The sequence below is a fragment of the Paenibacillus sp. 2TAB19 genome, from assembly GCF_052115185.1.
In the GTDB taxonomy this organism is placed as follows: domain Bacteria; phylum Bacillota; class Bacilli; order Paenibacillales; family Paenibacillaceae; genus Pristimantibacillus.
Window position 1 is genome coordinate 1 of record NZ_JBFRGE010000140.1, and the last position, 8,233, is coordinate 8,233.

At 50.2% G+C, this 8,233-nt stretch carries 6 protein-coding genes and 1 pseudogene; all 7 read left to right on the plus strand.

The window, feature by feature from the left end; translation table 11 throughout:
• Positions 1–45 precede the first annotated feature (45 nt).
• Positions 46–1,035: pseudogene (locus tag AB4Z33_RS29850) on the plus strand (ABC transporter substrate-binding protein); the annotation flags it as partial.
• 92 nt (positions 1,036–1,127) lie between these two features.
• On the plus strand, positions 1,128–4,022 hold the full coding sequence (locus tag AB4Z33_RS29855) for an extracellular solute-binding protein (protein ID WP_442053389.1): 2,895 nt from the start codon (positions 1,128–1,130) through the stop codon (positions 4,020–4,022).
• Between the two features lie 17 nt (positions 4,023–4,039).
• Positions 4,040–4,996 carry a carbohydrate ABC transporter permease gene (locus tag AB4Z33_RS29860; RefSeq protein ID WP_442053390.1) on the plus strand — a complete coding sequence of 319 codons (957 nt, stop codon included), beginning with the start codon at positions 4,040–4,042 and terminating at the stop codon, positions 4,994–4,996.
• A gap of 17 nt (positions 4,997–5,013) precedes the next feature.
• The gene (locus AB4Z33_RS29865; protein WP_442053394.1) at positions 5,014–5,874 is read left to right on the plus strand and encodes a carbohydrate ABC transporter permease; all 861 of its coding nucleotides are present in this window, start codon (positions 5,014–5,016) and stop codon (positions 5,872–5,874) included.
• A gap of 16 nt (positions 5,875–5,890) precedes the next feature.
• Positions 5,891–7,351, plus strand: coding sequence for a hypothetical protein (locus AB4Z33_RS29870; protein ID WP_442053391.1), 1,461 nt, complete (start codon positions 5,891–5,893; stop codon positions 7,349–7,351).
• Positions 7,344–7,970 (plus strand): Yip1 family protein, encoded by a 627-nt coding sequence (locus AB4Z33_RS29875; RefSeq protein ID WP_442053392.1) that lies wholly within the window; start codon positions 7,344–7,346, stop codon positions 7,968–7,970. Before AB4Z33_RS29870 ends, AB4Z33_RS29875 begins: the two co-directional genes overlap by 8 nt.
• 17 nt (positions 7,971–7,987) lie before the next feature.
• Positions 7,988–8,233: hypothetical protein (locus AB4Z33_RS29880; RefSeq protein WP_442053393.1), on the plus strand; the 246-nt coding region annotated here is incomplete at its 3' end.

Consider the following 8,233-nt stretch of genomic DNA (forward strand, 5'->3'; position numbering starts at 1 on the left):
GGCCATAGCAAATCTTGCTTCACCAGCGTCGGAACCGTATAGTTTCTTGGCGACATCGTCCGTCTTGGCAGAAACTATACGGTTCCGACGCTGGTGAAGCAAGATTTGCTATGGCCGGTTGACGAATATACGAAAAACGCGAAAGTATTCCATCAGAAAACAACTAGCGAATTTTTCACTTATGAAGGCAAAGGGTATGCATTCACAGAAGACCAAGGMGGCCTTATCCAAGGTATTTTCTACAATCGGACGCTTATGAGCCAGCTTGGCATCAAAGCGCTTCAAGATTATGTGAACGAAGACAATTGGAACTGGGATACGTTCATTCAAGTTGCGAAAGAAGCTAACAAAGACACGAATAACGACGGCAAGCTGGATACTTGGGGACTTGCAAACTCCCAAGTCGCAGAGCACGCGCTATACTCCAACGGAGCTTACCTGACCAAGGGCGACAAACAAAACTTGGAGGATCCAGCTACGCAAGAAGCATTGAATTTCTTGTCGAAAATGGCAACGGAGCAAGTGTACAGACCGACAGAGGGCGGGGACTGGACAGAGCCGGGACAATTCTTCCGTCAAGGCAACACACTTATGTATGCAGGCGCTATGTACGAATTGAACGGCTTCAAAACGGATATGCCAGATGCGGACATTGGCTTCTTGCCGTTCCCGAAAGGCCCAAGCGCGACCGAATATCATTCCGGTGAAGGCGCATTCCAAGCGCTTACAATTCCGAAGTCGGTCGAGAATCCGGAGCAGCTCCTCTACATCTGGGAGAAAATCAACGATATCGATTCCGAATACGATTATCCGGGCCAAGCAAGCCTAGAATCGTCTTTCAGCAACGAAGACGACATTAACAATGCGCGGAGCGCGCTTGCAGGCTTGCAAGTATTCGATCATGGCACCTACGGCGATGCCTTGAAGTATTGGGACTTCATCGGAGAGATCAACAGCGGAGTATCGGTGTCCACTGTTGTTGAGAAATACAAACCGGTGTTCCAATCGGCGATTGATGCGGTGTACGGTTCGTAATCTATTGTAACGAGTGACCGACAGTCCCCATTAGAAGTCATTCTAAGGGGACTGTTATTGAATTTAACTTCTTGCTGCAGGAGGGAGAAAAGTTGAACTTCAGAAAGAAGAACTACGTCGCGATTATACTCGTTCTCGCCGTACTGGCAACGTCTATATGGGCGTTCTACCCTTCGGATTCATCCGATAGCGGACGCGCCATGGCAATGGCGGATTTCAGCGCCGTTACGGGATCGGCAGGAGAAGACAGCTACGATATGTACTTGGATAGCTACTCGGCTGCTGAAAGGCCGGAAGAGATCATCCGCATTGAAGGTGAGAGCTTCTCGGAATCGACCGGTGACGGGTTTGAAACAACGGATCAATTGGAAGGATTGGATGGCAAGGCGGTTGTCACACCGGAGTCAGGCACCATTCAGTGGAATGTGCAAGTAAAGCAAGCGGGTATGTACAATGTGAGAATCCATTATTTGCCGATCGAGGGTAAGAGCTCTGCGATCGAAAGACAGTTTGCCATAAACGATAAAGTCCCTTTTAAAGGCGCGGAGATTCTATTATTCGATCGGGTTTGGGGTAATCGACAGGACGAAATCGGACGAGACGATCGCGGCAACGAAATCAGGCCACGGCAAGTAGAGAAGCCGGCATGGCAGCTCGGAAGCTTCAATGATCGCAATGGATATTATGATGAGCCTTACTCCTTTTACTTTGAGAGCGGGCAGCAATCGATTTCCTTGACGGCCTTAAGGGAACCGATGGCGATTGATTATATTGAACTTTACCAGAACCAAGCTTTGATGACTTACGAGGACTTAAAGAAGAAGTATGAGACCGAGGGCATCAAGCCCGCCGTCGACCAATACATCGAAATTCAAGCCGAGGACGCGGTCGCCAAGTCATCGCCTACGTTGTATCCTCTGTCGGACCGGTCGAGCCCGACTGTCGTTCCGTACAACGTGTCTAAGCTGCGAATCAATACGATCGGCGGGACAAATTGGAAGCTCCCCGGGCAGTGGATCGAATGGGAGTTCGAGGCGCCTGAGGACGGCTTATACCAAATTGCGTTGAAGCAGAAGCAGGATCAGCTGCGGGGCGTGTATGCCACTCGAAGCTTGACGATCGATGGACAGATGCCGTTTCAGGAAATGAAGCGCCTGCGGTTTAACTTCGACATGGAATGGAAGATGAACGTGCTTGGCGGCGATGAGCCGTATTTGTTCCATTTGACGARGGGAACGCATCGTATTCGCATGATGGTGTCGCTCGGCGATATCGCGCCGCTTATTCGTACGATCGAATCGAGCGTGCTGCAGTTGAATGAGATGTATCGCAAAATATTGATGATTACGTCGAATACTCCCGATCCGTTCCGCGATTACCAGCTGGAGAAGCGGATTCCGGATATGGTAACGACGTTCGAGGAGCAAGCCGGCATCATCCAAAGCGTAGCCGATTATTTGGAGCAATCGACCGGCGAACGCAGCGACAAGGTGGCTGTTCTTCATACGATGGTCGGGCAATTGAAGGAAATGATCGAGAATCCGGAGACAGTCGGTAATCGCTTAGGCGCGTTCAAAACGAATGTTGGCGGACTTGGCACATGGATTCTTACGGTGCGTGAGCAGCCGGTTGCACTAGATTATTTGATCATATCCTCGCCGGGCAAGAAGCTTCCAAGAGCGGAAGCAACGATGTTCGAGGAGGTCAAGCATGAGCTTGGCGCTTACATTGCTTCTTATACCGAGGATTATGACAGCATCGGAAATACGAGCGAAGAGCAAGACAGCAGGATCACAGTCTGGGTAACGACAGGCAGGGATCAGGCGCAGGTGCTTAAGAGCTTGATCGACGACTCCTTCACGCCGGATTCGAAAGTCGCGGTAGACTTAAGGCTCGTTCCAGGCAACATATTGCTGCCGGCAACGCTTGCTGACGAAGGTCCGGATGTTGCGATGCAGATTGGAGAAGACGTTCCCGTGAACTACGCCATGAGGGGAGCGGCGGCAGACTTGACGCAATTCGACGATTTCGAGGAAGTCGCAGCACGTTTCCAAGACAGCGGACTTACGCCGTATAAGTATGACAGCGGCGTGTATGCCTTGCCGGAGCAGCAATCGTTCCCGATGCTCTTCTACCGCAAGGATATTCTCGAAGAGCTGGATCTTGCCCCACCGCAGACTTGGCAGGATATTTACAACATGATCTCGGTCCTCCAAAAGCATAATATGGAATTTTGGCTTCCGATCGAGGCGTCAAATGCGAGTCTCGTGCCGAATGCGACATTCTCCGCGCTGCTTTATCAAAATGGCGGCGAGTTCTACCAGGATGAAGACAAAAAGACTGCGCTCGATACAGACATCTCCATGGAAATGTTTAAAAAGTGGACGCAATTTTATACCAACTACAAATTTCCTGTCATTGCTGACTTCCCGAACCGCTTCCGTACGGGAGAAATGCCGATCGGCATCGCGGATTATACGACCTATAATATGCTGACGGTATTGGCTCCGGAAATTAAAGGGCTATGGGATTTCACGCTCGTTCCTGGTACGGAGCAGGCAGACGGCACCGTCAATCATCAGGTAGCCAGCCATACGACGGGCGTCATGCTGATGGAAAACGCCGATAACAAAGAAGCTTCGTGGGAGTTCATGAAATGGTGGACCAGCAAGGAAACCCAAATTGCGTACGGACGTGAGATGGAAGGCCTGATGGGCGAAGCCGCGCGTTATCCGACGGCTAATGCCGAAGCGCTTGAGGAATTGCCATGGCCGGTCAAGGACTACAACAATTTGGCAAGTCAGTGGGAATGGGTAAGAGGCATTCCGCAAGTGCCGGGCGGCTACTTTACAGGACGCCATCTGGACAACGCCTTCCGTAGAGTAGTCAATGCGAGCGAGAACCCTCGAGAAGCCTTAAACGATTACGTCCTGTATATTAACGACGAAATCGAAATCAAGCGCAAAGAATTCAATTTACCGTATTAGTTTGGGGGTGGAATCCATTGCAAGCCGAAACAACCAGTCAAGCCGTGCCTAACCTTATCCATCCGAAGAAGAAATCGAGATTGGCCAATGTATGGACGGAATTGAAGAAAAACAAACATTATTATTTTTTGATGAGTCCGTACATGTTGATTTTCTTCACGTTTACGGTCATTCCGGTCGTGTTTTCTTTAATTCTCAGTTTCTTTTATTTCAACATGCTCGAATTTCCGCGTTTCGTCGGATGGCAGAACTATTCCAGGCTGTTTCTGAACGACGATATCTTTATGATCGCAGTGAAGAACACCTTCCTCTTCGCGATTATTACCGGACCGGTCAGCTATATCGCGTGCTTCTTCTTTGCATGGATTATCAACGAGCTGTCGCCTAAGGTGCGGTCGGTCATGACTTTGATCTTCTACGCGCCGGCTATTTCCGGCAACGTATTTTTCATTTGGCTGATCGTATTTTCGGGCGACCGCTACGGCTATTTGAACGGATTCCTGATTAAGTTCGGATTTATACTGGAACCGATTCAATGGCTGACCAATGAACAATACATTCTTATGATTGTTATGATCGTACAGCTGTGGCTCAGCCTGGGCACTAGCTTCCTCSCCTTTATCGCAGGTTTGCAGACGATCGACCGGACGCTGATCGAGGCGGGCGTCGTAGACGGAATCAAGAACCGCTGGCAGGAGCTATGGTTCATTACGCTTCCTTCGATGAGACCGCAGCTCATGTTCGGCGCCGTCATGCAAATTACGGGATCGCTCGCGGTCGCCGATATTACCGTAGCGCTGGCAGGCTTTCCGAGCGTTAACTATGCAGCGCATACGATCGTTACGCACTTGATGGACTACGGCACCATTCGTTTCGAAATGGGTTATGCGTCCGCCATTGCGACCGTACTATTCTGCATCATGATCGGAACGAATAAGTTGACGCAAAAATTGCTCAGAAAGGTAGGTGAGTAACGTTGGTCGTTAAATTGATGGCCGCATTCCGAACGCCGAAGAGGCTTAACCGTTCGTTTGCCGTCAGCTTTATCTTATTCGCGTTTCTCGCCGTGTTCGGTGCGTTCATGGCGCTTCCGCTGCTTTATGCGGTGAATAACGCCTTCAAACCGCTGGACGAATTGTTCATTTTCCCGCCGCGCTTCTTCGTGAACAATCCGACATTGGATAACTTTTACGATTTGGTCGCCTTGATGGGCAATTCCTGGGTACCTTTGTCACGTTATATCGCCAATACGCTGCTTATTACGCTAATCGGCACAGCAGGACATATATTGCTTGCTTCGGCAGCAGCATACCCATTGGCGAAATACAACTTTCTTGGTTCTAAAGGGCTGTTCTCGATCGTCGTCCTGTCGCTAATGTTCTCGGGACATGTAACGGCCATTCCGAACTACATGGTGATGTCTTGGCTGGGCTGGATCAATTCCCATGCTTCGATTATCGTTCCATCGCTCGCGTTTCCGCTCGGGCTGTTCCTGATGAAGCAATTCATCGAGCAGCTTCCGACGGCTCTGCTGGAAGCGGCCAAAATCGATGGAGCGAGCGAATACCGGATATATTGGAGCATCGTCATGCCGAACGTAAAGCCGGCTTGGCTGACGCTTATGATCCTGCAGTTTCCTGCGTTATGGGGAACCGATGGGGGCAACTTCATTTACAGCGAAAATTTGAAGACGCTCCATTACGCGCTCGGTCAGATCACTTTGGGAGGTATCGCTCGTGCAGGCGTCGGCGCTGCCGTCGCTCTTATCCTGATGGTCGTTCCGATATCGCTCTTCATCATCTCTCAGAGCAGCGTCATTCAGACGATGGCCACCTCCGGGATGAAAGATTAGAAGGGAGACTTGCACGATGTTGAAGAGCAAGACAAAACTAAGAGCTTATCTTCTTGCGGCAATGTGCTGCGTATTCGGCATAAGCGCGGGTGGTTCTCTTGCGCATGCGGCGGATGGAGGGGCCTCCTATAACTATTCCGTTTGGGGCGATACGGTTGTATCTCCTTCCGCTTATGAAGCGACGGAATTGTTGACAGGCGATAAGCTGGGTGTCGGGGTATTCAAAGATCCGAGCGATCTTCATGTAACGCCGGACAACGAAATATACGTTCTCGATTCCGGCAACAATCGTATCGTTGTGTTGGATGAGGACTACAGCGAGGCGACGGTGATCGACTCCTTCGAGCGCGAAGGCCAGACCGAAACGTTCCTGAACCCGCAGGGGATCTTCGTCTCGGATGAGAAGCATCTGCTGATCGCCGATACAGGGAACAAGCGYGTCGTACATCTCGACGAAGAGGGCCGCTTGGTGAACATTGTCGAGAAGCCCTCGTCCGAGCTGCTGAAGGAGAATTTCGACTTCCAGCCTGTTAGGGTCATCATGGACAAAGCACAGCGCATCTATGTGATGGCGACGGGCGTGTTCGACGGACTAATGGAATTTAGCGCGGAAGGAACGTTTACATCGTTCATCGGAGCGAACCGCGTATGGGTCGATCCGGTGGAGCTGTTCTGGAAGCGGCTGTCGACGAAAGCGCAGCGCAGCCAAATGGTCATGTTCACGCCAACCGAATTTACGAACATGGATATTAACGATGAAGGCTTCATCTACGCGACGAGCGGCGATATGGGCGACTCGATTCGGAAGCTGAACGCGCAAGGCAGCGATATATTGCGGAGAACGGGCTATTTCAATCCGATAGGCGACATTAATTATAGGCCCGCGGACGGGCGTTCACGGTTAATTGATGTCGATGTTACAGACAGCGAGATCTATTCTGTTCTTGACTCGAAGAAAGGCCGAATCTTTACGTACAACGGCGATGGACACTTCATGTACGTGTTCGGCGGCATGGGCAACCGGATCGGCGAATTCAATACGCCGGTAGCGATAGAACGTGTCGGGGATGATTTCCTCGTACTGGACAAGGCGTTCGGTGAAATAACCGTATTCCAAACAACCGAATACGGGCGGACTTTGAACGAAGCGGTCAGAAGTTACTACCGCGGCGAGGAAGAGAAGTCGTTCGAGCTCTACGAACAAACGATTAATATGAACGCGAATCTGGATTTCGCTTATTCCGGTATCGGGAAGTCGATTCTAAGGCAAGGCGATTATGACGATGCAATGCGTTATTTCAAACAGAGTTTGGACCAGCGCAATTATTCGAAGGCGTTCCTCCTTCACCGAAAGGAAGTGCTGAGGGAACATTTCGGCATCATTATGACCGTGATCTTCGGTTTGATCGCCATCGTCCTGCTCACAAGGGCATACCGGAAAATGTTGGATAGAAAGAGGGGCGTTTCGGTTGAATAAAGAGCTTATTAAATTTCCGTTGTATGTGATCACGCACCCCTTTAACGGTTATTGGGAGCTGAAATACGAACAGAGCAAGAAGCTGAATCTTATCATGTCGTTCGGTATTCTGCTGTTGCTCATCCTGACCAATGTCTTAGGCAGCCAGTACAGCGGTTTTCTGGTCCATATTTATAATCCGGACCAAATGAACAGCCTGATGGAAATTACGTACGTGATCGTTCCTGTCTTGTTCTGGTGCGTGGCCAATTGGTCGCTTACCACACTAATGGATGGAGAAGGGAAGTTTGTAGATATTTTCACGTCGACCTGCTTTGCGCTCGTGCCGATGGTCATTATCAACTTCCCGTGGATATGGCTGAGCAACGTAATTTCCTTGCAGGAGACGACGTTCTATTATTTCTGCAACAGCTTTGCCGTTTTATGGTCGATGTACCTGTTGTTTGTTGGAAACATGACCGTGCACCAATTTACGCCTAGCAAAACAATCCTAACGATTGCGCTGTCGCTTGTGGCGATCGGCTTCATGGCGTTCCTGTGTCTATTGTTCTTTAGCTTGCTTCAACAAATAGTGTCTTTCGTCACTATTATTTATCAAGAAATCACCTTGAGGAACTGAGGAAGGAGGAACGAAAGATGCGTATGGCCAGAAATGCCGTCTTGTCTGCGGTTCTTGCTGCAGGGCTGCTGGTCGCCGGTTGTTCCGGCGCGGGCAACGCCAATCAAACGAACGATGAGCAGCAGCTGGAGGCTGCATTCGAGCAAGGCAAGGCGCTTAACGCTTCGTTCACGGATACGCGTATCGCGGGAATGAAGGGGATCGCCGAGAATGACCTGCTTCGGCTGTTCATTAACGACGAGACGGGCGCTATAGCTGTGCTT

Bases quoted from the DNA above. Each gene is read 5' to 3' on its own strand.
- AB4Z33_RS29865 (WP_442053394.1), top strand. From the start codon at position 5,014: ATGGCCGCATTCCGAACGCCGAAGAGGCTTAACCGTTCGTTTGCCGTC.